This is a genomic window from Aquipuribacter hungaricus (assembly GCF_037860755.1).
Taxonomy (GTDB): Bacteria; Actinomycetota; Actinomycetes; order Actinomycetales; family JBBAYJ01; genus Aquipuribacter; species Aquipuribacter hungaricus.
Window position 1 is genome coordinate 1 of sequence record NZ_JBBEOI010000512.1, and the last position, 649, is coordinate 649.

General features: G+C 81.2%; 1 protein-coding gene. It reads right to left on the reverse strand.

All coding sequences use genetic code 11. The annotated features are described in order from the left end of the window. A partial coding sequence (locus WCS02_RS20920) for a choice-of-anchor G family protein (RefSeq protein ID WP_340296229.1) occupies nt 1-585 on the reverse strand: 585 nt, incomplete at its 3' end. Between the last annotated feature and the right edge of the window lie 64 nt (nt 586-649).

Here is a 649-nt window from a genome sequence, read left to right on the forward strand (position 1 = left end):
CGACGCGCCGGCCCCGGACGCGCCGACCAGCAGGGCGCCGGAGTCGCTGACCGCCCCTGCCGCCGCCTGGGCCTCGCCGTCGCCGGTCGCCCGGGCGTACTGCTGGAGGACGCCGGTGGCCTGGCCGGCCGCCGGGAGCTGGAGCGCCCCGGACAGGTCGGCCGCCACCAGGCCGGACACCGCGCCCGCGGCGAGCGGGTCCCGCCAGGCGGCGGCACCCACGGCGGTGGCCGTGGTGGGGACGACGGTGGCCGCCGTGCCGCTGTGCGCAGCTCGCACGCCACCGAGCCCGGCGACGGCGGACAGGTCGGTCGGGCCGAGGGTGCCGGACAGCATCTGCGCGCGGGCGGTGGCGCTGTAGCGGCCGTCGGTGGTGCAGACCCGCGGCAGCCGCACGGCCACGGCGCCGCTGACGAGCTCCTGGTCCCGCCACGCGCCGTCCGTCGCCGAGGTGGGCAGGCCCGACATCCCGAGCACCAGCGCCAGGACGAGCAGCCCGGCGGGCAGCGTGCCGACCGTCCGGGCGAGCCGGGCCAGGGCGGCCGGTGGCGCCGGTCTCCGGCGCGGGCCGGCGTCGGCGCTCACTGGAGCCTCCCCGCCGCACCGGAGACGACGAGGCCCGTGACGACGGCGCCCCCGGCCAGGGCCA